Annotated in this window: 22 protein-coding genes; 3 read left to right on the forward strand and 19 right to left on the reverse strand. The window is 72.7% G+C overall.

Translation table 11 applies throughout. The features are described 5' to 3' along the window. Positions 1-135 precede the first annotated feature (135 nt). From ACIRRS_RS34015 to ACIRRS_RS34070, 12 genes are all read right to left on the reverse strand, one after another. Positions 136-1176, reverse strand: a complete 1041-nt coding sequence (locus ACIRRS_RS34015) for a PstS family phosphate ABC transporter substrate-binding protein (protein WP_402979354.1) — start codon at positions 1174-1176, stop codon at positions 136-138. Between the two features lie 318 nt (positions 1177-1494). Then, complete coding sequence (locus ACIRRS_RS34020; protein ID WP_402979356.1) at positions 1495-1890, reverse strand: hypothetical protein; 396 nt, start codon at positions 1888-1890, stop codon at positions 1495-1497. After that, entirely contained in the window at positions 1880-2260 is a 381-nt protein-coding gene (locus ACIRRS_RS34025) for a hypothetical protein (RefSeq protein WP_402979359.1), read from the reverse strand. The genes ACIRRS_RS34020 and ACIRRS_RS34025 overlap by 11 nt, the downstream gene beginning before the upstream one ends. A 294-nt stretch (positions 2261-2554) precedes the next feature. After that, positions 2555-4354 carry a GAF domain-containing protein gene (locus tag ACIRRS_RS34030; protein WP_402979361.1) on the reverse strand — a complete coding sequence of 600 codons (1800 nt, stop codon included), beginning with the start codon at positions 4352-4354 and terminating at the stop codon, positions 2555-2557. Positions 4355-4379: 25 nt separating this feature from the next. Next, a complete protein-coding gene (gene cydD, locus ACIRRS_RS34035; protein WP_402979364.1) occupies positions 4380-7871 on the reverse strand; it encodes a thiol reductant ABC exporter subunit CydD in 3492 nt (1163 codons plus the stop codon). 4 nt (positions 7872-7875) lie between these two features. Then, positions 7876-8904: a cytochrome d ubiquinol oxidase subunit II gene (gene cydB / locus ACIRRS_RS34040; RefSeq protein WP_402979367.1), complete on the reverse strand. Its 1029-nt coding sequence runs from the start codon at positions 8902-8904 to the stop codon at positions 7876-7878. Positions 8905-8938: 34 nt separating this feature from the next. After that, positions 8939-10501, reverse strand: coding sequence for a cytochrome ubiquinol oxidase subunit I (locus ACIRRS_RS34045; RefSeq protein WP_402979369.1), 1563 nt, complete (start codon positions 10499-10501; stop codon positions 8939-8941). Between the two features lie 416 nt (positions 10502-10917). Continuing rightward, positions 10918-11820, reverse strand: coding sequence for an LAETG motif-containing sortase-dependent surface protein (locus tag ACIRRS_RS34050; protein ID WP_402979372.1), 903 nt, complete (start codon positions 11818-11820; stop codon positions 10918-10920). A gap of 282 nt (positions 11821-12102) precedes the next feature. Further along, positions 12103-12966, reverse strand: a complete 864-nt coding sequence (locus ACIRRS_RS34055) for an LAETG motif-containing sortase-dependent surface protein (protein ID WP_402979375.1) — start codon at positions 12964-12966, stop codon at positions 12103-12105. Positions 12967-13140: 174 nt separating this feature from the next. Beyond that, the gene (locus ACIRRS_RS34060) at positions 13141-14703 is read right to left on the reverse strand and encodes a sensor histidine kinase (RefSeq protein ID WP_402979378.1); all 1563 of its coding nucleotides are present in this window, start codon (positions 14701-14703) and stop codon (positions 13141-13143) included. Between the two features lie 12 nt (positions 14704-14715). After that, positions 14716-15468, reverse strand: a complete 753-nt coding sequence (locus ACIRRS_RS34065) for a response regulator transcription factor (RefSeq protein WP_402979381.1) — start codon at positions 15466-15468, stop codon at positions 14716-14718. Between the two features lie 305 nt (positions 15469-15773). Further along, entirely contained in the window at positions 15774-16250 is a 477-nt protein-coding gene (locus tag ACIRRS_RS34070; protein WP_402979384.1) for a carboxymuconolactone decarboxylase family protein, read from the reverse strand. Between the two features lie 149 nt (positions 16251-16399). Between ACIRRS_RS34070 and ACIRRS_RS34075 the strand changes: the two genes are divergently transcribed. Both ACIRRS_RS34075 and ACIRRS_RS34080 read left to right on the forward strand, forming a co-directional pair. After that, complete coding sequence (locus ACIRRS_RS34075) at positions 16400-17278, forward strand: phosphotransferase family protein (protein WP_402979387.1); 879 nt, start codon at positions 16400-16402, stop codon at positions 17276-17278. A gap of 198 nt (positions 17279-17476) precedes the next feature. Then, positions 17477-17833, forward strand: a complete 357-nt coding sequence (locus ACIRRS_RS34080; protein WP_402979390.1) for a hypothetical protein — start codon at positions 17477-17479, stop codon at positions 17831-17833. A 121-nt stretch (positions 17834-17954) separates the two neighbouring features. Here ACIRRS_RS34080 and ACIRRS_RS34085 read toward each other — a convergent pair whose 3' ends face one another. From ACIRRS_RS34085 to ACIRRS_RS34100, 4 genes are all read right to left on the reverse strand, one after another. Beyond that, positions 17955-19646, reverse strand: coding sequence for a CHAP domain-containing protein (locus ACIRRS_RS34085; protein ID WP_402979393.1), 1692 nt, complete (start codon positions 19644-19646; stop codon positions 17955-17957). A gap of 12 nt (positions 19647-19658) precedes the next feature. Beyond that, entirely contained in the window at positions 19659-19847 is a 189-nt protein-coding gene (locus ACIRRS_RS34090) for a hypothetical protein (RefSeq protein WP_402979396.1), read from the reverse strand. Between the two features lie 97 nt (positions 19848-19944). Then, on the reverse strand, positions 19945-20256 hold the full coding sequence (locus ACIRRS_RS34095; RefSeq protein WP_402979399.1) for a hypothetical protein: 312 nt from the start codon (positions 20254-20256) through the stop codon (positions 19945-19947). Between the two features lie 7 nt (positions 20257-20263). Further along, entirely contained in the window at positions 20264-20452 is a 189-nt protein-coding gene (locus ACIRRS_RS34100) for a hypothetical protein (RefSeq protein ID WP_402979402.1), read from the reverse strand. A gap of 366 nt (positions 20453-20818) precedes the next feature. Here ACIRRS_RS34100 and ACIRRS_RS34105 point away from each other — a divergent pair, with 366 nt between their 5' ends. After that, positions 20819-21790, forward strand: a complete 972-nt coding sequence (locus ACIRRS_RS34105; RefSeq protein ID WP_402979405.1) for a LuxR C-terminal-related transcriptional regulator — start codon at positions 20819-20821, stop codon at positions 21788-21790. 39 nt (positions 21791-21829) lie between these two features. On the opposite strand, the gene ACIRRS_RS34110 is transcribed toward ACIRRS_RS34105, so the two are convergent. The 3 genes from ACIRRS_RS34110 to ACIRRS_RS34120 form a co-directional block, all read right to left on the reverse strand. Beyond that, positions 21830-22273: a hypothetical protein gene (locus tag ACIRRS_RS34110; RefSeq protein WP_402979408.1), complete on the reverse strand. Its 444-nt coding sequence runs from the start codon at positions 22271-22273 to the stop codon at positions 21830-21832. A gap of 16 nt (positions 22274-22289) precedes the next feature. Continuing rightward, positions 22290-23081 (reverse strand): alpha/beta fold hydrolase, encoded by a 792-nt coding sequence (locus ACIRRS_RS34115; protein WP_402979411.1) that lies wholly within the window; start codon positions 23079-23081, stop codon positions 22290-22292. A 257-nt stretch (positions 23082-23338) separates the two neighbouring features. Then, positions 23339-24202: an LPXTG cell wall anchor domain-containing protein gene (locus ACIRRS_RS34120; RefSeq protein ID WP_402979414.1), complete on the reverse strand. Its 864-nt coding sequence runs from the start codon at positions 24200-24202 to the stop codon at positions 23339-23341. Positions 24203-24240: the final 38 nt, after the last annotated feature.

Here is a 24240-nt window from a genome sequence, read left to right on the forward strand (position 1 = left end):
GGGGACCACCCCACCCCCCCCCCCCCCCCGGGGGGCCCCCCCCCCCGGGGGGCGGCCCCCCCCCCCCCCGGGGGGGGGGGGCCGGGGGGGGGGGGGGGGGGCCCCCCCCCCCCCGCCGGTGTGGTGCGAGGTCGATCAGGAGTGGTAGACGCTGCCGCAGTTGAAGGCGGCGAGCGGCAGGAAGCCGAAGCTCGTCAGGTCCGAGGCACCGTTGCTGCAGATCCAGCCGCCGCGGCCGAAGATGGCGCGCAGGGTGGTGCCGTGGGTGTCGGTCGCGGTCCACTCCGCGTCGCGGAAGACGTTGTAGACCACGCGGGCGTAGGTGGTGGTGGCGTAGTCGGCGGTGATGACCTTGTTGGTCGCGTCGACCGGCGCGACACCGTTGATGGAGCGGATGGTCAGCGGGCCCTGCACGTCGGCGCCGCTGCCCTTGCCGAAGTAGACCTGGCCGATGTAGTGGGCGGCGGAGTAGGGGACCAGCGCGTCCACGTCGGCCAGCTGGGAGTCGCTGCCCTGGTTCTCCTGGACGCTGCTGTTGACACAGGTGCCCGGGGTGACCGCGGTGCCGCCGCCGATCGCGCCCAGGAAGAAGGACCGGGTGCCGGAGCCGGTCTGCGGCAGGAACGGCTTGATGGTGTCCGTGGAGAGCGACGGGTCGATCTGGTTCCAGGTGGTGACCGCGCAGGTGTAGATGTCCTTCAGGTTCTGCGTGGTCAGGTTCGCCGGGGCGTTGCCGGTGGACGGGGCGGCCCAGGCGACGGCGTCCTTGGCCAGCGCGACGAAGTCGTCGGTGGTCGGGTCGGTCGGCTGCGGGGCGCGCGAGGAGCGGGCGAAGTCCACGGTGGCACTGGTGTTGGCGTTCAGCGCGGTGATGCCGGCGCCGGAGCCGTTCGGCCGGGTGATCGCGGTGGCACCGGTCTTGGTGGTGATGGTGCCGGTGGGGATCGCGTCCCAGCTGTACAGGTGCGGCGCGTTCGGGTCGGTCAGCGTCGCGTTGTAGTCGGCGGCGAGCTGGTTCAGCACGGCCTGGGTGGTGTCCGAGCCGACGCCCACGATGTCCTGGGAGTTCGGGGTCACACCGGCGGCCGGGTCGGCGACGGCGGTGCCGCTGACGACGGTGGCGAGGGAGGTCGCCAGGGCGGCGACGGTGAGCAGCTTGGCAGCGGTCTTACGCATGTTCCTGTTCCTCCGAGGGGGGACATGTACAACGCGTCACCGAAGCCCGGGTCGGGGGCTCCGGGCCGGGGGCCGTGTCTGCTGCGGCCGCTCCGGCGGGACCGATCCTGTCCGGCTCGGGGGTTCCGCCGGAAGGGTGGTCGAGCCGGGCCCGTGTTTGTCGACTCATCGGTTCGACGAGGTTTAGCCGCTGGTCGGCGTGGACGTGACATACCTGTGGACGACCTTCCGGAACCGGTCGACGTTCTTCTCCAGGAGGCTGCTCGGGGTGTTGCCGGAAACCTGCGCTTCACCGGAACTGCACGTTCGGCAATCTTCCTAGAGGGGCCAGTGCCCGCCGCGCCGCAACTCCTGCCCCACGAACTGGAGTCCGGCGAGGAACCCCTCCACCCCCGCCTGGCACTGGTCCCTGCGCAGGTAGCCGCGCGCGCTGCGCGCGACGGGGGAGGGCTCGGAGGCGGCCCGCCGGGTGCTCCGCACCGGCAGGTAGGCGGACCACACCCACTGCCGCCCCTCGGACTGCCCCAGGGAGCACCGCAGCGCGGCCCGTTCGATGATCAGTTCCCGTACGGCTTCGGCGAGTTCGGCCTCGCTCCGGTACGTGCGCACGCCCATGCCGAGCGGCCGACCGTTGGCGGCGCGCAGCGCCCAGCTCACGCAACGGTCGGCTGCGGGGACGATCAGCAGTCGCGGCCCCCGCCGCTCAGCGGCCATCGGGGCGTCTCAACGACACGGCTCTGAGCGGATTCTCACGCACCGTCAGCTCGCGTGCGGGCACCTCGCGCACGGTCACCTCGCGTACCGGCACCTCGCGCGGGGCCTGCTTCGCGAGCAGCACCACGAAGCGCCGGAACGCGTTCTGGCAGGTCGCGTACCGCTCGTAGGCGCGGCTGGACCGCACCTCGGGTAAGGAGCGCGTGCCGGGGATGACCCAGATCCACCCGATCCCGTCCCGCACGTGGGTGATCCGGGCGGTGAGCTCGTCGGCCACGACGCGCATGCCGTCGAAACCCCGCTCGGCTTCGCCGGGTGTCTCGAACTGGGTGGCCGTGATGGCGACCACCCGTCCGTTCGGCGCCTTCAACTGCCAGCGGTAACGCCCGTCCGGGCCTCGTTCGGTCCGGAACCCCCCTCGACTTGCCCCTGCTGCGGCATGACCGCGGCCGGAAGCCTCCACTGCCCCCTCCGTCCGGTTTCCCCTCCGAGACGGAGCAAAGCTATGTGCGCACACGGAGCTGCCGGAACCCCAGGGCCTTCACAACTTGCGCTGTTGGTCGGGAAGTTCTCCCTTGTTCAACTTTGGACAAAGGTGATCAAAGCCGGTGATCAAAGCCGGTGATCAAAGGCGGCGATCGACGGCTGTGATCAGAGGCGGTGATCAGAGCCGCGCGGTCCACCGCACCCGCGTCCCCCTGCGGTGCGGGCCGAGCTCGTGCCAGGCGTCGCCGCCGAAGACCTCGGCCCGCCGGGCGAGGTTGAGCAGCCCGCTGCGCCGCCCGCCCTCGGGGATGCCGACCCCGTCGTCGGTGACGGTGAGCACCACACCGGGCCACCCGGCGCGCTCCGGGTCCTCCGGGTCGCCGCCCATCGGCCGGCCGTCCTCGTCGAGGTGGATGGTCGCGTCGATCTCCACCCCGACCCGGGAGGCCCGCGCGTGCCGGGCGGTGTTGGAGAGCATCTCCCGCAGGGCCGCCAGCAGTTGACGACCGGTCTTCTCGCTCACCAGGCTCTCCACCGGCCCGACGAAGCTCACCGAGGGCTTGAACCCGAGCGCCGCCGCGGCCTGGCTGGCCTCGCGCAGCACCCGGGTGCGCAGGGTGTCGGGGGCGTCGCCGTGGTTGTCGTGCTGGAGGGCGTAGATGGTGGTGCGCACCTCCTGGATGGTGGCGTCCAGCTCGTCGACGGCGTTGCCGATGCCGGTCTTCACCCCGGGCACGACGGCCTGCCGGGCGGCGCTCTCCAGCATCATCCCGGTGGCGAACAGCCGCTGGATGACGAGGTCGTGGAGGTCGCGGGCGATCCGGTCGCGGTCCTGGAAGACGGCGAGGCGCTGCTGGTCGCGCTGGCCCTCGGCGAGCCGCAGGGCGAGGGCGGCCTGGGAGGCGAAGGCCTCGGCGAGCTGCTTCTCGCCGTCGGTGAAGGGCGGGGCGCCGCGCGGGCGCCAGACGCAGAGGCCGCCGAGGACGCGGCCGGCGGCGACCATCGGCACGGCCATGGACGGGCCGAAGGAGCGGGCGCGGCGGATCACCACGGTCGGGTCGCTCGACATGTCGTCGAGGTAGACGCTCTCCCCGGCGAGCAGCCGGGAGGCGAAGTCCTTGGGCAGCAGTTCGCCGCGCAGGTACTCGGCGGACTCCCCGGAGGCGTGGGCGACGCGCATCCGGCCGTCGCCCTCGGGCCCGGTGGGCAGCAGGATCATGCCGAGGGCGGCGTCCGCCAGCTCCCGCACCTGCTCGGCGGCGACGGTGAGCGCGCCCTCGGCCTGCTCGGTGGAGAGCAGCGCGCTGGTGACGGCGTTGGCGCCGGCGATCCAGCGCTCCCGGCGCCGGCCCTCCTCGTAGAGGCGGGAGTTCTCGATGGCGACGCCGGCCGCGGCGGCGAGCGCGTGCACGACCTGCTCGTCCTCGGGGGTGAAGGCGCCGCCGCCCTTCTTCTCGGTGAGGTAGAGGTTGCCGAACACCTCGGCGCGGACCCGGATCGGCACCCCCAGGAAGGTCTTCATGCAGGGGTGGTGCGCCGGGTAGCCGGAGGAGCGCGGGTCGGCGCCGAGGTCGGCCAGGCGCAGCGGCTCGGGCCGGTCGATGAGCGCGCCGAGGATGCCGCGGCCGGTGGGCAGGGCGCCGATGCGGGCGGCGGTCTCGTCGTCGATGCCGACGTGGACGAAGTCGGCGAGGCCGGTGCCGCCGGGGGCGATGACGCCGAGGGCGGCGTAGCGGGCGTCGACGAGTTCGGCGGCGCCGGTGGCGATGCGGTGGAGGGTGGCGTGCAGGTCGAGCCCGGCGCCGATGGAGACCACCGCCTCGAGCAGCCGCTGCATCCGGTCGGTGACGGCGGCGGCGGACTGCAGGCGTTCGGAGACCTCGGTGACCAGGGTGTCCAGCCCGAGCGAGGCGATCTCGGGCACCCGGTGGGGTGCCGGCTCGGGAGTGGCGGAGGGGAGGTCTGGCGTGGGGTCCATGGAGAAAGCCTAGTTTGTACGGTTTTCAGACAAAGACAGGCGCGAGCAGGCCGTCGGCCTCCCGTTCCCGGCGCCACATCGCGTGCAGCCGCCCGTCCGGGTCGGCGATCAGCTCCGACCAGCGGCCCCGCTCGGCCACCCGGCCGCCGTCCAGCACCAGCACCTCGTCCACGGTGGCGTCGTCCAGCCCGGCCAGCCGGTGGGTGATCAGCACGGTGGTGCGGCCCTCGGTGGCGGCCAGGAGGTCGGCGGTGAGGGCGTCGGCGGTGGGCAGGTCGAGGTGCTCGGCGGGCTCGTCGAGGACCAGGACGGGGAAGTCGGCGAGCAGCGCCCGGGCGAGGGCGAGGCGCTGGCGCTGGCCGCCGGAGAGCCGGGCGCCGTGCTCGCCGACCATGGTGTCCAGGCCGTCCGGCAGGGTGTCCGTCCAGTCGAGCAGCCGGGCGGCGGCCAGGGCGGCGCGCAGCTCCTCCTCCGAGGCGGCCGGGCGGGCGAGGCGCAGGTTCTCCCGCAGCGAGCTGTCGAAGACGTGGGCGTCCTGGGCGCAGAGGCCGATCACCCGGCGGACGTCCTCCCCGGCGAGGATGCGGCTGTCCACAGCCTGTGGACGACCGTGGGCGAAGGTCACCGCGCCCTCCCCCGGCTCCAGGAAGCGCAGCAGCGCCTGGGCGAGGGTGGTCTTGCCGGAGCCGGACGGGCCGACGACGGCGATCCGCCGGCCGGGGGCGAGGTCGAGGTCCAGCCCGGCGAGCGCGTCCCGCTCCTGCCCGGGGTGGCGGACGGTCAGGCCGCGCACGGCGACGGGCAGCGGCTGCTCGGGCAGGGCCACCGACGCGACGGGCTCCGCGACGGGCGCCGAAGCGGACAGCACCTCGTCGAGCCGGGCCTGCGCGGCCCGGGCGCGCTGGCGGGCCTGGACGGCGAGCGGCATCCCGGTGACGGCCTCGAAGGCCGCCAGCGGGGTGAGCACCACCACGGCGAGGCAGACCGGGGCGAGCAGCCCGTCCCGTACGCCCTGGACGCCCACGGCGGCCGCGGCGGCGACGGTGAGCCCGGTGAGCAGCGCGATCAGCCCGGTGCCCAGCGCCGTGGTGGCGGCCGAGCGGGCGGCGAGCCGGGTCAGCGCGGCGTCGGCCGTACGGACGGCGGCGAGCCGCCCGGGCAGGGCGCCCGCGACGGTGAGCTCGGCGGTGCCGCTGAGGGCGTCGACCACGCTGGTGGCCAGCCGCCCCCGGGCGGGGGCCTGGCGCCGCTCGGCGCCGGCCGACCAGCGGGCGGCCAGCGCGGGCACCAGCACCCCGGCGAGCAGCAGCCCGAGGCCGAGCACCAGCCCGGCGGCGGGCAGGAAGGCGCCCATCGCCGCGGCCGAGGCGAGCCCGACCACGGCGGCGACGGCGGCGGGCAGCCGCCAGCGCAGGTAGCGGTCCTGGACGGCGTCGACGTCGGCGACCAGCCGGGAGAGCAGGTCCCCGCGCCGGAAGGCGGGCAGGCCGGCCGGGGCGAGCACGGTCAGGCGCCGGTAGACGGCGGCGCGCAGGGTGCCGAGGGCGCGCAGCACGGCGTCGTGGGAGACGAGCCGCTCGGCGTAGCGGAAGACGCTGCGGCCGATGCCGAAGGCCCGTACGGAGGTGACGGCCATCATCAGGTAGAGCACGGGCGGCATCTGGGAGGCCCGGGAGATCAGGTAGCCGGAGGTGGCCATCAGGGCGACGGCGCAGCCGAGGGCGAGCGCGCCGAGCAGTACGGACAGCGCGAGCCTCGGCGCGGCGGGAGCGGCCTCCTCCGCCTCCTCCTCGGAATCACCGGCGGCCACGGCCGTCGGCCGCCCGCTGTGCGCGAGCGGCGCCACCGGCTCGGCGGGAACGGCCGCCGCCCCCGCCAGGTGCACCCGCTCCTCGGCCACGGCCAGCAGCGCCGGCCGGTGCGCGACCACCAGCACGGTGCGCGAAGGGTCCTCGGCCAGCGCCCGGACGGCCTCCACCACGGCCGCCTCCGAGGCGCCGTCCAGGTTGGCGGTGGGCTCGTCGAGCAGGACCAGCGGCCGGTCCTCGGCGAGCAGCACCCGGGCCAGGGCGAGGCGCTGGCGCTGCCCGGCGGAGAGCCCGGCGCCGTCCTCCCCCAGCTCCGCGTCCAGGTCCGTCACGAAGTCCAGCGCGTGCGCGGCCCGCAGCGCCGTCCACAGCTGCTCCTCGCCCGCCTCCGGCCGGTGCAGCCGCAGGTTGTCGGCGATCGTCCCGGCGAACAGGTGCGGGTGCTGCGGCACCCAGGCGATCTGCCGCCGCCAGCTCTGCGGCTCCAGCTCCGCCAGGTCGTACGTACGGCCGTCCTGCGCCGTGATCCGCACCGCGCCCGCATCCGGTTCGACCAGCCCGAGCAGCACGGAGACCAGCGTGGACTTGCCGGCCCCGCTCGGCCCGGTGAGCGCCGTGGTCGAGCCCGGGCGCAGCGTCAGCGAGGCCCCGTCCAGCGCGGGGGCGGTGCGCCCGGGGTGCCGTACGGTCAGGCCCTCGGCGGTGAGGACGGCCCCGGCCAGGGCGGGCGCGGGCACCGTCCCGGCGGCGGGCAGCGGGGTCTCCAGGACCTGGAAGATCTCGTCGGCGGCGGTGAGCCCCTCGACGCTGGAGTGGTAGAGCGCGCCGACCTGCCGGATCGGGAAGTACACCTCGGGCGCGAGGATCAGCACGACGAGCCCGGTCTCCAGGTCGAGCGTGCCGTCGACGAGCCGGAAGCCGATGGTGACGGCGACGAGGGCGACGGACAGGGTGGAGAGCAGCTCCAGCGCGAAGGAGGAGATGAAGGCGATCCGCAGGGTGCGCAGGGTCGCCCGGCGGTAGTCGGCGGTGATCCGGGCGATGGTGGCGGCCTGGGCGCGCGCCCGGTTGAACACCTTGAGGGTGGGCAGCCCGGCGACGACGTCGAGGAAGTGGTGCGAGAGCCGGGAGAGCGTCTCCCACTGGCGGTCCATCCGGGACTGGGTGGCCATCCCGATGAGCGCCATGAACAGCGGGATCAGCGGCAGCGTCCCGGCGATGACGGCGGCCGAGGTGACGTCGGCGCCGACGATGCGCAGCAGCACCACCACGGGGACGACCACGGCCAGCGCCAACTGCGGCAGGTAGCGGGCGAAGTAGTCGTCGAGGGCGTCGACGCCCCGGGTGGCGAGGGTGGTGAGCTCGCCGGTGCGCCGGCCCGCCAGGTAGGACGGGCCGAGCGCGGTGGCGTGGTCGAGCAGCCGGCGCCGCAGGGTGGACTTCACCCGGGCGACGGACCGGTGCGCGGTGAGTTCGGTGAGCCAGCCGACCAGCCCCCGCCCGAGGGCGGTGAGCGCGAGCAGCACCAGCGGGCCCTTCAACTCGCCGAGGCCGTCGCCGCGTTGGAAGGCGCGGACGACGATCTCGGCGATCAGGCTCGCCTGGGCGACGACCAGGGCCGCGCCCGCCACGCCGAGCAGCACGCTGCCGGCGAGGAAGGCCCGGGTGGTGCGGGCGTACCCGAGGAGTCGGGGGTCGACGGGCTTCACGGCGTCAGGCCTTGGCGTCGATCGCGCCGGCCGGGTCGTGGCCGGGGATGTGCTGAACGCCGATCCGCTTGCGGAACACCCAGTACGTCCAGCCCTGGTAGAGCAGGACGAGCGGGGTGAACACGGCCGCCACGATCGTCATCAGCTTGAGCGTGTACGGCGCCGAGGAGGCGTTGGAGACGGTCAGGCTCCAGGCGTCGTTGAGGCTGGAGGGCATGACGTTCGGGAAGAGCGACAGGAACAGCATCGCGACGGCGGCCACGATCGTCACCCCGGACAGGACGAACGCCCAGCCCTCGCGCCCCAGTTGGTTGGCCGCCAGGGCGCCGAGCAGGGCCAGCACCGCGACGATCATCGCGGCCAGGCTGCGGCCGTTGCCGCTGTCCACCTGGGTCCAGATCAGGAAGGCCAGGGCGGCGACGGCGGTGGCCAGCCCGGCCCCCAGCGCGGCCTTGCGGGCCCGGTCGCGGATCTCGCCGACGGTCTTGAGCGCCGCGAACACCGCGCCGTGGAAGGTGAACAGGGTCAGCGTCACCAGTCCGCCGAGCAGGGCGTACGGGTTGAGCAGGTCCCAGAAGGAGCCGACGAAGTTCTTCTGCGCGTCGATGTCCACGCCGCGCACGATGTTGGCGAAGGCCACGCCCCACAGGAAGGCCGGGAGCAGGGACGTCCAGAAGATGGCCTCCTCCCAGTTGCGCTGCCAGCGGGCGCCGTCGCGCTTGGCCCGGTACTCGAAGGCCACGCCGCGCACGATCAGGCAGACGAGGATGACCAGCAGCGGGATGTAGAAGCCGCTGAACAGCGTCGCGTACCAGTCGGGGAAGGCCGCGAAGGTCGCGCCGCCGGCGGTGAGCAGCCAGACCTCGTTGCCGTCCCAGACCGGGCCGATGGTGTTGATCAGCACCCGCCGCTCGGCGGTGTTGCGGGCGAGCGGCTTGGAGAGGATGCCGATCCCGAAGTCGAAGCCCTCCAGGAAGAAGTAGCCGATCCACAGGACCGCGATCAGCACGAACCAGACGTCGTGGAGTTGCATGACCCTTGGTCTCCTTTCCGTGAGTCGGTGCGCGTCAGTACGCGAAGGCGAGGGGCTTGTCGGCGTCCTCGTCGGAGGAGGGGCCGCGCAGGGTCGGGTCCTTGGCCGGGGGTTGCTCGGTGACCACCGGGCCGGCCTTGGCGTACTTGACCAGCAGCCGCACCTCGATGACGGCGAGGATCGCGTACAGCGTGGTGAAGGTGACCAGGGCGCCGATCTGGGTGCCGACGCTCACGTTGGGGGAGACGGCGCTGGCCGTGGTCATCAGGCCGAAGACGGCCCAGGGCTGACGGCCCATCTCGGTGAAGATCCAGCCGAAGCTGTTGGCGATGAGCGGGAAGCCCATGGTGAGGATGCCGATCCGCCAGCTCCACTTGGTGAGCGTCGGGCCGAGCTCCCGCGAGGGGGTGAGCATCAGCCGGGGCACCTCGGTGTCGCCGGTGCGGTACTCCGGCTTGAGCAGGAACTTCCGCCGGGTGGTCCACAGGCCGATCACGCCGGCCGCGAAGGAGGTCATCCCGAAGCCGATCATGAAGCGGAAGCCCCAGTACGTCACGAAGACGCTCGGAATGTAGTCCTTCGGGTCACCACCGTGCTGCGCGGCCTCGGCGGCGGCGGTGTCGTTGATCCCGGGGACGGCGGAGGAGAAGTCGTTGTGGGCGAGGAAGGACAGTATCCCGGGGATCTCCAGCTCCACCGAGTTGTGGCCCTTGCTGACGTCGCCGACGGCGAAGATCGAGAACGGCGCCGGCGACTGGGTGTCCCAGAGCGCCTCGGCGGCGGCCATCTTCATCGGCTGCTGCTCGAACATGACCTTGCCGAGGGTGTCGCCGCTGAGCGCCGTGCCGGCGCCGAAGACCACGGCGAGCACCAGGCCCAGGCGCAGCGAGGTGCGCATCACGGCGGTCTTCTTGGGGTCGGCGTTCTCCGCCCCTCCGCTCTTCACAAGCAGCCGCTTGGCCTTCCAGAGGTGGAAGGAGGAGATGCCGACCATGAACGCGGCGCCGGTGAGGAAGGCGGCGGTCAGGGTGTGGAAGACGACGACGAGGGTGGTGTTCTGGAACAGCACCCGGGCGATGTCGGTGAGTTGCGCCTTGCCGGTGGCCGGGTCGATCGCGTAACCGACCGGGTGCTGCATCCAGGAGTTGGCGGCGAGGATGAAGTAGGCGGAGAGCACGGTGCCCAGGGCGACCATCCACATGCAGGCGCAGTGGATCTTCTTCGGCAGCTTGTCCCAGCCGAAGATCCACAGGCCGATGAAGGTGGACTCGAAGAAGAAGGCGATCAGCGCCTCCATCGCGAGCGGGGCCCCGAAGACGTCGCCGACGAACCGGGAGTAGTCGGACCAGTTCATGCCGAACTGGAATTCCTGGACGATCCCGGTGACCACGCCCATCGCGATGTTGATGAGGAAGAGCTTTCCCCAGAACTTCGTGGCGTGGAAGTACTTCTCCTTGTTCGTCCGCACCCAGGCCGTTTCCAGCCCGGCCACGATGGCGGCCAGGCTGATCGTGAGCGGAACGAAGAGGAAGTGGTAGACGGTCGTGATGCCGAATTGCCATCGCGCGATGGTTTCGTGAGCGATTGCCAGGTCCACGTCGCCCTCTCTCCAACCGGCCCGTTCAGGGCGTTTCCGGACAAACTTCATCTATAGCCGTGGACCGCTCCGGAACCACGCAAGCTTGTCCGCTTGTGAACGTGAACACGTTCACAAGGGCCAGTATCCATCATCCTTACGGAGGAACCGCAGGCAGGGTGGTGTTGACACGGGGTTTCGGAGCGTGACGGTGCGCACAGTGTGTGCGGCCGCCGCCGGCCGCGACAACGCGCGGTCGGGGCGCGGTCGGCCCCCGACTTGGCCGAACCGGCGCTTGACAGCCCCCGGAGCCGGTTGACGGGCCGTTTCCGGGCCGGAACGGCCCGGAAACGCGGAACCGCAGGGCCGCCCGACCGGGCCGCCCTGCGGTTCACGGGTTCGCGGCCTCCTCCCGAGCGGACGCGAACCGGGGTGGATCAGGAAGTGCTACGCGCCTGCTGCCGCCGCGACACGTACAGCGCCGCCGCCCCCAGGCTCAGCGCCAGACCGGAGCCCAGCGCCAGGTAGGTGGTCGCGGGGTTGGACCCCGTCTCGGCCAGCTCCGACGGCGAACCGGTGGTGGTGGCCGCCTTGACCGTGGTGCCGGTCCCCTTGTTGGTACCGGTACCGGTGCCGGTGCTCTTGCTCGTGGTGTCCGAGGCCGGAGTGACGGCACCCGGCTTCTCCGCGGGCTGCTCGGCGGGCTGCTGTCCGGTCGGCTGCTCCGTCGCCGGCTGCTCGGTCGACGGCTGGCCCGCGGCCTTGGCGTCGAGGTACGCCTTGTGCGCGGCGTCGTACTCCTTGCTCGCCGCCTCGTACGCGTCCTGCGCCTTGTCGACCTTCCGGCCCTCCGAGACCAGCGCGTTGTGCAGCGCCGTCCCGGCGTCGGCTGCGGCCTTCTCGGCCTTGTCCTTGGCTGCCGAGGCCTCCTTGAACACCTTCTCGGCCGCGTCCACCAGGACCTTGTTCTTCGCCCAGTTCTCCGCGCCCTCGTGGACGAGCTTGCGCGAGGCGTCGCCGAGCTCCTTGTCGGCGGCCTCGAAGGCGGCCACGGCCTTCTTTTCCTCCGCCTGGGCCTTGTCCACGTTGCCGCGGTAGGGCTGCGGGTCGCTGCTGAACGCCTCGTAGGCGTCCCGGGCGTTGCCCATCGCCGTCTTGGCGGCCTCCTTCGCCTTGAGCGCGGCGGCGTCGGCCTTCTCCAACTCGGCGAGCGACCCGTTGCCGGCCTGCGCCTGCGCGGCCGCGGGAGCCGCGAAGGCCGGAGCGGCGGAGAGCACGACGGCGGGCGAGATCACGGCGGCGACGAGCGCGGCCGAAACGAGGGTGCGGCGGATTCTCACTTTGGTCCCCTTTTGGTCGGAACAACGGCAAAAGCCGTTCCCCGGACGCTTGTTGACGGTCCGGCAGCGCTGATCATAGGCATACGCACTCTTGATGCTCCATGCCGACGTCCGGCAGTGAAACGGCCCCTTTGGTTTCCGTACGGAACAACAGAATTGACGAGTCGACAAAGGCCGTCCGTCGAACCCGGGAAAAGCGAAACCGCAGGGTGGCCCGATCACGGGCCACCCTGCGGTCGCGAGGTCCGCCTCGTCCTCCCGGACGGCGCGGACCCGAGTGGGTCAGGAGGTGCTACGCGCCTGCTGCCGCCGCGAGACGTACAGCGCCGCCGCCCCCAGGCTCAGCGCCAGACCGGAGCCCAGCGCCAGGTACGAGGTCGCCGGGTTGGACCCCGTCTCGGCCAGCTCCGACGGCGAACCGGTGGTGGTGGCCGCCTTGACCGCGGTGCCGGTCCCCTTGTTGGTACTGGTGCTCGTGGTGTTCGAGACCGGGGTGACGGCGCCCGACTTCTCCGCGGGCTGCTCGGCGGGCTTGTCGCCCGGCTTCTCGTTCTGCTCGGCCTGCTGCTGGGCGTCGTAGGCCGCCTTCGCGTCGGCGTACGCCTTGTTGGCGTCCTGGTACGCCTTGGCCGCCTTCCCCTCGGCGTCCTCCAGCTTGGCGATCTTGGCGGTCCAGCCGGCCATCATGTCGTCGTAGGCCTTCTGGGCCGCGGTGACGGCGGCCTGGGCCTTGGTGTCGGCGGCGCGGGCCTCGTTGGCGGCCTTGTCCGCCGCCAGCATCCGCTCCCTGGCCTTGTCCAGGTCCTCCGGCTTGGCGGCGCCGAACGCCAGCGCGGCCGCCTCGGCCTCCCTGTCCGTCTCGGCCGCCGCCGCGGCGGTCTTCTCCGCCGTGTCCTTGGCCCGCTTCACCGCCACCCGCTCGAACTGGTTGGGGTCGTTCTTGACGGTCTCGAAGTCGGCCTTGGCAGCGGCCAGGGCCCCGTTCGCGTCGCGGAGGGTGGTGGACGCGTCGCTCTGGGCCTTCTCCAGCGACGTGAGCAGCTCACTGGTGATCCGGGGCGGCGTCGAGTCCGCGAAGGCGGGCGCTGCGGAGACCAGAGCTGCGGGCGAGACGAAGGCGGCGACGAGTGCTGCCGAAACCAGCATGCGGCGGAGGTTCAATATGACCACTTTCGGGGCGACAGGATTCCTGTTCCACGGCCCGGGCCGCTCCCGGCGGCCGGGCCCGGGCCGATCCTAGACGCACCGAATCTTCGTGATCCATCCAATTTCCCTGATCAGTGGCGGAATTGACGAGTCGACAAAAGGCGCCACCGGAACTCAGGAAAGCCGCTCGCCGTTGACCGGCAGTTCCATCCGGAACGTCGCGCCCCTCCCCGGGGCGGTGTCGAGGCTGAGCGTCCCGCCGTGGGCGCGGGTCAGGGCGGTGGCGATGGCGAGGCCGAGGCCGGCGCCGCCGCCGTTGTCGCGGCTGCGGGAGGCGTCGACGCGGTAGAAGCGGTCGAACACCCGCCGGGCCTGGTCCTCGGTGAGGCCCGGGCCGGAGTCCGCGACCTCCAGCAGGCAGACGCCGCCCTCGCCGGAGCCGACGCCTATCCGCACCGGGGTGCCGGGCGGGGTGTGCTTGACGGCGTTGCCGACCAGGTTGGTCACCACCTGCCGCAGCCGGGCCTCGTCCCCGAGGACGGGCGCCGGGGCGGGGGCGCCGCCGCCCGCCGGGCCGGTGAGGGAGACGGCGCGGCTCGGGTCGAGGGCGGTGAGGTCGTGCAGGGCGTCGGCCGCGAGGGTGCGCAGGTCCATCGGGGCGAGGTCGAGCGGGCGCTCCTCGTCGAGCCGGGCGAGCACCAGCAGGTCCTCGACCAGGGCGCCCATCCGGACGGACTCGCTCTCGATCCGGGTCATCGTCCGGCGGACGTCCTCCTCGGTGGGCAGGGCACCCATCCGGTACAGCTCGGTGAAGCCCCGGATGCCGGCCAGCGGGGTGCGCAGCTCGTGCGAGGCGTCGGCGACGAAGCGCCGCATCCGGGCCTCGGACTCGGCGCGGGCCGCGAAGGCCGTCTCGATCTGGTCGAGCATCCCGTTGAGCGCCACCGACATCCGCCCGACCTCCGTACCGGGGGAGAGCTCCGGCATCCGGTGCGACAGCTCGCCGGAGGCGATCCGCGCCGCGCCCGCCTCGATCCGCAGCAGCGGCCGCAGCCCGGCCCGTACGGCGAAGAAGCCGAGCGCGGCGATCAGCAGCAGCACCGCCCCGCCGATGGCGAGGAAGGAGCGGCGCAGGCTGCTGATGGTGGCGTCCATGTCCTCCCGGGACACGGCGACCATCACGTACGTCGGGGCGGTGGCCGGCGCCGCGAAGGCGGTGCTCCCCAGGGGCTGGCTCGGCTGGCTCGGCTGGTTGGGCTGGTTCGGCTGGTTGGGCTGGTTCGGCTGGCGGGGGGCCTGGAGCGGCAGCACGAGCACCCGCCAGCTGTGGTGGCCGCGCTGGTCGGGCAGGTCGAAGGGGACGTCGGGGGCGGTGTCGGTGGGGTCGAGCCCGGCGAGCTGGGGCGCCGGGTCGCTGTCCGAGACGGGCTGGCGCATCGTCCCCTGCACCTTGCCGTCCGAGGACAGGTACTGCACCAGGTACTGGCTGGGCAGGCTGATCCGCTTGGCGGTGACGGCCGGCTTCCCGGGCGCGGACGCGGACGGCTGGTTGGGCTGCCGGTGGGAGAGCAGCGGACCGTACCGCTGGAGCTGCTCGTCGAGCTGATCGACCAGTTGCTCCCGCACGGTGCCGATCACCACGGTGTCGCTGACCACCAGCCCGGTGGTGACCAGCACCAGGGCGAGTAGGAGCAACCGCACGCGCAGCGACAAGCGGGAGGTGAAGCGGGTGAGCACGATCGGGGCCGGTCAGGCCTGGGCGGGGCGGCGCAGGGCGTAGCCGATGCCGCGCACGGTGTGGATCAGCTTGGGGCCGTGCGCGGGGCCGGAGTCGAGCTTGCGGCGCAGGTAGGAGATGTACGACTCGACGATGGAGAGGTCGCCGCCGAAGTCGTAGGCCCAGACGTGGTCGAGGATCTGCGCCTTGGACACCACCCGGCCGACGTTGGCCATCAGGTAGTGCAGCAGCTTGAACTCGGTCGGGGAGAGCGCGACGGGGCTGCCGGCCCGGGTGACCTCGTGGGCGACGGGGTCGAGGGTGAGGTCGGCGACGAGGAGCCGGCCGTCCTCGGCGGGGCCACCGGCCCGGCGCAGGATGGCCCGGATGCGGGCGATCAGCTCCTCCAGGCTGAACGGCTTGGTGACGTAGTCGTCGGCACCGGCCGCGAGGCCCTGCACCTTGTCGCCGACGCCGTCCTTGGCGGTGAGGAAGAGCACCGGGAGGTGGTCGCCGGGGTGCCCGTGCGCGGGCGCGGCGATCTGGCCCCGGCTGGTGCGCTCGCGCAGCAACTCGACGACGGTGAAGCCGTCGACGTCGGGCAGCATGACGTCGAGGACGACGAGGTCGGGCCGCTCGGCGGTGATCAGTTCCAGCGCCTCGGTGCCGCTGGCGGCGGAGGCGACCCTGAAGCCGGAGAACCGCAGCGAGGCGGCGAGCAGCTCGCGGATGTTGGGTTCGTCGTCGACGACGAGGAGGAACGCCTCGCCCTGGCCGCCGGTCACGGCGGATCCGCCAGGTGTGGTGACAGTGCCTTGCACGGGGCTTTCGCCTCCCGGTCGGACGGTGACGTTCAGCATGAGGCTAGCTCCCGGAGGCTATGCGACATGGATGAATGTTGGATTAACACCTTATCGGGCGGTTTTACGGCGGCAAGCCCCCAGGTACGGGGCTCGATGGTGTGCGCACGGGGTGCCCCGGGGTCGCGGAACGCGCGAGGCGGCCGGGGACCCCTGTACCCCGGCCGCCTCGGTTCACGCCCCGTGCCGCCACGCTCCGTCCCGCTCCGTCCCGCTCCGTCCCGTACGGCTCAGGCGAACATCCCCGGCCGGTACCCGCCGGCGGGCTGGCGGGCGATGACGTTGCCCCGGTTGAAGGCGTTGATCAGCGCGATCAGGGCGACCAGCGCCGCCAGCTGCTCCTCGTCGTAGTGCTTCGCGGCGTTCGCCCAGGCCTCGTCGGTGACGCCGGGGGCGCCGTCCGCGAGCCGGGTCCCCTGCTCGGCGAGCTCCAGCGCCGCCCGCTCGGCGTCGGTGAACACCGTCGCCTCCCGCCAGACCGGGACGAGGTTCAGCCGGGTCGCGTCCTCGCCCTCGTGCACGGCGTCCTTGAAGTGCATGTCGACGCAGAAGCCGCAGCCGTTGATCTGGCTGGCGCGCAGCATCACCAGCTCCCGGGTCGCGGCCGGGAGCAGGTCCGACTCCGCGATCTGGCGGCTCGCCGCGATGAAGTGCTTGAGGACCTTGCCCAGGATCGGGCTGTTGAACTGGTCGAGACGGGCTTCCATGGCGTGCTCCCCTGTCGTGGTGGTGCGCTGTCACCCTCTCTGACCGGACACCCCCGCCCGTTGTGACATCCCCCGGTGTGACCTGCGCCACCCTCGCATCGCCACCGCGCGACTACGCTGCGGAACAGGGCGCGAGGGGAGGGGTTTCCATGGCCGGCACGACCACCGCGCCCCTGCGCGCGGCCTGCGCCCTGGCCGGGCTCCCCTCCGAAGGGGCCACGCTGATCCGCGAGGGCGAGAACGCGCTGTGGCGGCTGCCCGGAGGCGTCGTGGCCCGTATCGGCCGTACGGGCCAGGCGGCGGCAGCGGCCCGCGAACTCGCCGTCGCCCGCTGGCTGTTCGAGAACCGCTTCCCCGCCGTACGGCCGCTGGAGAGCGTCCCGCAGCCACTGGACGTCGACGGCCGTCCGGTCACCTTCTGGCACCAACTCCCGCCGCACGCCCACGGAACGGCAGTCGATCTGGCGCCGCTGCTCCGGCGCCTGCACCGACTACCCGTGCCCGCGCTGGAGTTGGGGCGCCTCGATCCATTCGTCCGACTGGGCCTGCGCATTGACGGTGCGTCAACTCTCGACCCTCCGGAACGCGCCTGGCTGCGGGAGCGCCTCGCCGTCCTGCGCGGCGCCTGGTCCGGCCTCCCGCCCGGGATGCCCCTCGGCGTGGTCCACGGGGACGCCTGGGGAGGCAACGTCGCGGTGACCGCCTCCACCACCTACCTGCTCGACTTCGAGCGCACCTCCCTGGGCCCGCCCGAATGGGACCTCGCCGCCGTCGCCGTCGAGCAGGGGGTCTTCGACACCACCGGCCCCGAGGAGTACGCGGCCTTCTGCGAGGCGTACGGCACCGACGTCACCGCCTGGGCCGGCTACCCCGTCCTGCGCGACCTGCGCGAACTGCGGCTCACCTGCTACGCCCTCCAGCTCGCCGCCGCCGACCCGGACCGCCACCGCGCCGAGGCCCACCACCGCCTCGCCTGCCTGCGCGGCGAGAAGGGGCCCAGGCCCTGGCACTGGACGGCGGTCAGCTGACCGGCTTCGGGAACGCCCCACGCAGCGCCGCACCCCGCGTCACCACCGCCACCGGCACCAGCAGGACCACCGCCCGCCCCCACACGAACCCCGACGCCTCCTGCCCGGCCGCCCCCACCACGGGCCCGGCCCCACCTCCGGGTGGGCCTGGCCACACCGTGCTTGACGGACGGTCCACCGCCTCGCCAGCATGTCCCCGTGCAGCGGAAGTGGTGGGTGATCGGCCTCCTCGCGGCCGGCCTGGTCGGTACCGAAGTCGCCCTGGAGACCTGGTGGTTGCCCTCCCACTGGCGCACCTACGACGCCGCCGCCCCCAGCCCGCCACGCGTCGCCGACGACGACCGCGGCATCTCCCTCGACCTGTCCTGGACCTGCGAGCAGCGCCCCGAACTCCTCGTCCGCGAGGCCCCCGACCGCGTCACCGTCCTGGTCCGCCACCACCGCTTCAAGGGCCCGGACTACCAGTGCCCTCCCGACAGCTTCGGCTCCGCCCGCCTCACGGCCCGCCTCGCCTCCCCCCTCGCCTCCCGCCCCCTGGTCACCGCCGACGGTTGAGAGACAACTCGCATACCCGAACGTTCGATTGGACGGCCGGAAGTCCCCACGGCCTCCGGCCCCGACTCGGTCGAGTCGGGGCCGGAGGCCGTGTTCCCGGCGCTCTCCGCGAGGGAGCGGGTTACTCCGCCGGGGTGCCGACGAAGCCGGTCAGGTCGGTGGTGGCCCAGGCACCGCTGCCAGGGCGGTAGGTCAGGTCGAGGTGGCCGGTGGCGGAGTCCCGGCTGTAGATGACCAGGGTGCCGTCGGGGTTGAAGGCGGCGCTGAGGTTGGCGCCGTCGGTGGCCGGGGTGCCGACGTAACCGGTCAGGTCGATGGTGCTCCAGGCGCCGCTGCTGGGGCGGTAGGTCATCTGGAGGTGGCCGTTGGCGGCGTTCGCGGTGACGATGCCCAGGGTGCCGTCGGACTGCTGGAACAGGGCGGGAGAGGCACCGGCCGAGACCGGGGTGCCGACGGTGGTGGTCAGGTCGGTGGTGGTCCAGGTGCCGGTGCTGTTGGCGATGTAGGTGAGCTGGAGGTGGCTGTCGGCGGAGTTGCGGCTGTAGATCGCCAGGGTGCCGTCGGAGCCGGTGAAGGCGCTGACCGCGCCGTCGGTCGCCGGGGTGCCGACGTAACCGGTCAGGTCGGTGGTGGCCCAGGTGCCGCTGGGGGCACGGTAGGTCAGGCGCAGGTGGCCGGTGGCGGAGTCGGTGGTGATCGCGCCGATCGTGCCGTTCTGCAGGGCGAAGGCCGCCGGGGCCTTGTCCGCGGTGACCGGGGTGCCGGCGTAGGCGGTGAGGTCCACGGTGGCCCAGGTGCCGCTGCTGGGCAGGTAGGTGAGCTGGAGGTGGCCGTCCGCGTAGTTGCGGCTGTAGATCGCCAGGGTGCCGTCGGGGCCGGTGATCACGCTGTAGGTGCCGTCGGTGGCGGGGGTGCCGACGTAGCCGGTCAGGTCGGTGGTGGCCCAGCCGCTGCCGGAGCGGTAGGTGATCCGGAGGTGGCCGTTGGCCGCGTCCGCGGTGACCGCGCCCAGGGTGCCGTTCTGCTGGACGAAGGCGGCCGGGGGGCCACCGGCGGAGACGGGGGCGCCGGCGGTGTTGGTCAGGTCGGCGGTGGCCCACTTGCCGCCGGAGGGCAGGTAGGTCAGCTGGAGGTGGCCGTCCGCGGCGGAGCGGGTGAACGTCATCGACGTCCCGTCCGTGCCCAGCGCGGTGCCCTTGTCACCGCGGATCGCCTTGGCCGGAACGGCGGGCGCGGTGCCGCCGCCGCCACTGCTGGTCACGACCGGGGAGATGTAGCCGCTGATCCGCTGGCCCCACGGGGCGCTGCCCACCGAGTAGTTGCTCGTGGACTCCTGCTGGACGATGCCCTGCGGGTAGCGGCTGTGGCCCTCGTTGCCGCCGATCACGGTGATGCTGCCGTTGCCGACGGCGGTGACGATCGCGACGTGGCTGGCCCAGTCCCGGTCCGAGCTGTAGTCGTAGACCACGGCGTCCCCCACGTGCGGGGTGCTGGACAGCGTCCCGTACCTGACGCCGTAGTCGTAGAAGCTGGCGGCCCCGTCGCTGAGGTCGGCCAGGTGCTGGACCCCGCCGCCCTGGGCCCAGGCCCAGCCGGCGAAGTCGGCGCACCATGCCTGGCCCCTGGCGGAGCTGGTCTGTCCGACGCCGTTGCTGTAGCCGCTGCCGGGGCCGTTGCCGAGCTGGCCCTGGACGGCGGTGACGATGCTGCCGGCGTCGGCGTGGGCGGGCATGGAGGTCATGCCCGTGACGGCGGCCGCGGCGACGGCGATGGCGACGGCGGACTTCTTCAGGCGGGCGATCGCAATGTTCATGACAGATGATCCTCAGGAGGTCGGTACGCGCAGGTGGCTGGAGTCGTACGGGGTGCCCGATCGGGCGGTCGGCCGTCTCCGGTGCTGGCTGTCCTGCAGGAACAGCCGGTCCGGGAAGGCCGGGACGTCGGTCGTCGTCGACGAGGCCGGGACGTCGCCGGCCAAGGCGAGGGCGAGGGCGGCGCGAGAGGAGTGGTCCACTCGTTCGTCGGGGCCCGCGGCGGGTCGGCGCGCGGGTTCGCTCGGGCGCCGGGCGCCGGGCGCCGGGCGCCGGGAGAGTCGGTGCGCCGGGTTCGGGTCAGCCGGCGGCGAGGTCCGCCGGCTCCGGCGGCTCGGGAGGCAGGTAGCAGCGGCGGAGCAGGGGCGAGGTGCGGTGGCTGCGGGCGATCAGGTCGTGGGCGCGGCCGACGGCGTCGGGCCGGTCGGACGGGTCCCGGCTGAGCAGGTAGACCAGGAGGTCGATCCGGTCGTCGGCGGGCAGGGTGCTGGCGTGCTGGAGTCCGTCACCGGGCAAGGCGTGCGCCCACAGGGCGTCCACGACCTCGGCCGCCTCGTTCGCTCCCGCCGTTCCGCCGGGGCGGCGGCGCAGGCTGGCGTAGACGATCTCCATCGGGGGTTCAGCCGCCCCAGGAGATGCTGGCCGGGGCGACGACCCCGCCCCAGGAGATGCTGTCGGTGGAGGCGGCGGTGGCGGAGCCCTGCGGCGCCCCGTTGGTGGCGGCGGTGGCGGCGTCCGGGGTGACCAGGAGGGCGGTGAGCGAGACGGCGGCGACCGCGGCGGCCTGGGCGATACGGGTGCGGATCATGATGGAGCCCTTCTGGGATTGACGGGAGAGGTGTGCCGATCCGGTCGGGGCGTCCCGCGGTTGACGCTCCGTTCGGCTGCCGCTCGGGCTGTCCCTGTCGGGCCTCCCTGGCGGCGATCACTACTCTCGTCGCCCGGCGACGCGGCCGGAAGGTCTTCCGGATGTCGCCAATCGGACTGACCGGATCCCGACATGACTTCATGGCCATGCCAACTATCCGGAGGCATGTCGTGCAACTCACCCGACCACCGCCGCCCATACCGCCATGAAGGGCCAGAAATCAGATCTTGAGCGAAGCACCGCGCGACTGCTTGAATTCGACCGGCTGACCTGCGGAAAGTCGGCCGGCGATTCGGGGGGAACACGGTGCTCGAGGTACTGGGACTGACGGCCGGGACGACATCGGTGTACCGGACGATGCTCGACCATCCCGCCTACGGCGTGGAGGAGATCGCCGCGCACTGCGGACTGACCGCCGTCCAGGTGCACGACCACCTCGACGATCTGGCCCGGCACACCCTCGTCCGCGTCTCCGCCGAACGCCCCGGGCAACTGCGCGCCGTCAGCCCCGACATCGCGCTCTCCGATGCCCTCGCCCAGCAGGAGGCCGAACTCGCTGCCAAGCAGGCACAGTTGGCGGCGTCACGGGCGGCCGTCACCCGCATGGTCGCGGACCGCGCCGAACACCGAGCGGCCCACGGCGAGCGCCTGCTCGGCATGGACGCCATCCAGGCCAGACTCGAACGGATGGGCCACGGCGCCACCGTCGAGGCCCTCGCCAGCCAGCCCGGCAACCAGCGGCCCGAGGACCTCGCCGCCGGACGACCCACCGACGCCGAGGCCCTCTCCCGCGGCATCGCCATGCGCACCCTCTACCAGGACTCCACCCGCCACCAGGCGCACGTCGCCGTCTACGCCCACTGGCTGCTCAGCCAGGGCGGCGAGGTCCGCACCGCGGCCACCATCCCGCCCCGCATGGTCATCATCGACCGCCGGGAGGCCCTCGTCCCCATCGACCCCGAGGACAACCGCAAGGGCGCCCTGTACGTCACCGAACCCGGCATCCTGGCCGCACTCCTCGACCTGTTCGAACAGGCCTGGAACACCGCTGTCCCCCTCGGCGCCGCCCACCCCGAGGACACCCGCACCGGACTCACCGCCACCGAGCGCGAGTTGCTGCGCCTGCTCGGCTCCGGCCTCACCGACGACACCGCCGGGCAGCGGCTGGGGATCTCCTCGCGCACCGTCGGGCGCCACATGTCCTCGATCATGGAACGCCTCGGCGCCAGCAGCCGCTTCGAGGCCGGCATCAAGGCCGCCCAGCGCGGCTGGCTCTGAACCTCCCTCGGCACCCCGGCCCGGCCCGGCCCGCTGCGGTCACCGGGGCTCGGACGGCTCCGCCTCCCTGACGGCGGCCCAGCGCAGCGCGTGCCAGGAGAGCCAGGCCAGCAGGCCGGCGAGCGGCAACTCGGCCAGGTAGGCCATCAGGAGGGCGACGAGGTAGTCCACACGCGGCGCCGCCGACATCACGTCGAAGTACGCGTCCAGGGCGAACACCACCGCCGCCGCGGCGGCCAGCGGGCTCGCCCCCCGGTGCTCCCGCCGCACGAGCGGGGCGAGGGCCAGCAGCGCGCACACCTCGAAGACGTCCAGCCCGATCCAGGAGTTGGCGAAGTCCCGCGCGCCGACCCGGCCGGGCACCGTGGCGATCAGCACCCCGATCCACGGGACCAGCAGCACCGCGACGACCGTCAGGACCCTCGGCAGTCTCCGCACCAGCCCCGCCTCCAGGCGCCGCAGCGCCTCCCCCTGGATTTCCATGCGCGCATCCTAGTGTTCAGTTCTCCCGCGCCAGTTCGCGCACGGTGTCGGCGACGGCCGGGGAGTCCTTGCGCAGGATCTGGGTGTGGTTGCTGCCGACCCGCGTGTGGACGGCCAGGTGCGGGTTGCGGGCGAGGACGGGGTCGAGGTTGGCGCGCATGCCCTCCATCGACTCGGCGTCGCCGCCGAGGCTGCCGCCGGTGGCGACGACCCAGCGGACCGGGTCGGTGATCCGGTCGAGGACGGGCTCGATGGTGTCGTGGGCGCAGAGCTCGATGAGCTCCAGGTTGATGTCGGCGTGCTGCGCGGCGCTCATCCGGCCGGCCATGCCCATGCGGCGGGCGATCGGGAAGAGCAGGCTGAACCGGGCGAACATCCTGCGGACCTTCGCCTGCGTCGCCGCGTCGAGCCGCTTGTACGGGTAGGCGCCGTCCACGGACACCACCCCGCGGACGCGGCCGGGGTTGCGGGAGGCCCAGTTCACGGCGATGAGGGCGCCGTACGACCAGCCGACCAGGATCGGCCGCTCGACGCCCCGCGCGGCCAGGACGGCGTCGAGGTCGCGCAGACAGGCCTCGAAGGAGTAGTCGCCGGAGAGGCCGGACCTGCCGCGGGCCCGCTCGTCGAAGGTGATGTGGCGGAAGCCGGAGCCCAGTGAGTCGATCACGCGCCGCCAGTGCGCCTGGTCGGCGTACGAGCCGTTGAGGTACACGACCGGGGTGCCGGCGCCGCCGGTGTCGGTGACCGCCAGGACGGTGTCCTCGACGGCGACGGTCCCGGTCCAGGCGGCGGGGTGGGTGGTGTTCATGGTGGGGCCTCTTTCGGCTCTCGTCTGTTTCCGACAAGAGAAACGCTACGTTGCATTCGCAGATCAGGCAACGACTTCAAGGCTCACGAATCCCATCATCGCAGGTGGAAGCCGCAAAATCATTGCACCCAGCCTGCCATCTAACGCAACGAAACACCCTCATCTCATTGCAATGAGATGAGGGTGAACGCACGGGAAGGGGCCCCGATCCGCACCGCCGTGCGGAACAGGGCCCCTTCGTCGGGACCGTCGGCCGGTTACCGCTGGGGACGGAGCCGGCGGACGGCGATCAGGACACCGGCGCCCAGGGCGAGCAGCACGGCGGAGGAGACGGCGAGGAAGGTGTTGTTCTCGGCCGCACCGGTCTGCGCCAGCTCCGGCGTCCCGGCCGGCGCGGTGGTCGCGGGCGCCGCGGTGGGGGCGGCGGTGGTCTTCTCGGCGGCGGGGGCGGCGGGCTTCTTGGTGGGGGCGGGCTTGGCCGGCGCGGTGGACCCGTCACCGGGGTGGACGACCTTGAAGGTGCGGGTCTGAACCGCGGAGTGACCGGTGCTGCCCTCGCCCGACGCCGAGGTGGAGAGGGACACCGAGGTGAGCCCCTTGGGCGCGTTGGCGGCCAGCGTGATCCGGAACATCTCGCGGCTCGCACGACCGTTGTCCAGGTGCTGCATCAGCGGCGAGGTGTCGACGCGGACGGCCTCGCCGCCGCACCCTTCGTCGACGCCGAGCTTCGTCCACGCACCGGAGATCATGACCTCGACCGTCACGTCCTGAACGCGCAGGTGGTTCCCCTTCAGGGTGAGGGAGGGCGAAGCCAGGTCGTACGCCGCGCCGGTGAAGTTGACGAACTCCACGCCGAGCTCCGTGGCCGAACCGGTGGTCATCGACGTGAAGGGCGGCAGGAAGGCCGAAACCGGGTCGCCGTTGTGGTGCCGCTCCCGCGCCTCCTGGGAGACGGTGGGGTTGTTCGCCTTGTACGGGCCCGCGCAGGCCGAGGCCTCCCCCGCCGCAAGGACCTGGACCCCGCCCGCCAGGACGACGGTGGTGGCGACGGCGGCGAGCCCGCGACGGACGGAAACCGGACGGACGTTCTTCGCGAAACGGTTGATAACGGACGTGCGCATGACGTGACTCCCCAGGGTCATGGTGATGAACGTGTGGT

Origin of the sequence: Kitasatospora sp. NPDC101183, from assembly GCF_044767945.1 — a bacterium.
Lineage (GTDB): Bacteria > Actinomycetota > Actinomycetes > Streptomycetales > Streptomycetaceae > Kitasatospora.